1 protein-coding gene is annotated in these 255 nt (G+C 50.2%); it reads left to right on the forward strand.

Features of this window, described 5'->3' with window-relative positions:
• On the forward strand, nucleotides 1-255 hold a 255-nt coding region (locus AACS00_RS09965), incomplete at both ends, for a tetratricopeptide repeat protein (RefSeq protein ID WP_219968458.1).

Here is a 255-nt window from a genome sequence, read left to right on the forward strand (position 1 = left end):
CTTTGCAAGAGCGGGTTGTGAAGGCCATGCTCAACAAAGGCGTTAGGCAAGGCCAGCTAAATCAGTCTGAGCAAGCCATCCAAACCTACAATGACTTAATCGCTTACGTTGGTGACGACCAAACGCCAGCTTTGCAAGAGCGGGTTGTGAAGGCCATGCTCAACAAAGGCGTTAGGCAAGGCCAGCTAAATCAGTCTGAGCAAGCCATCCAAACCTACAATGACTTAATCGCTTACGTTGGTGACGACCAAACGC

Source organism: Vibrio sp. 11986-1-5 (genome assembly GCF_963878025.1).
Lineage (GTDB): Bacteria > Pseudomonadota > Gammaproteobacteria > Enterobacterales > Vibrionaceae > Vibrio > Vibrio injensis.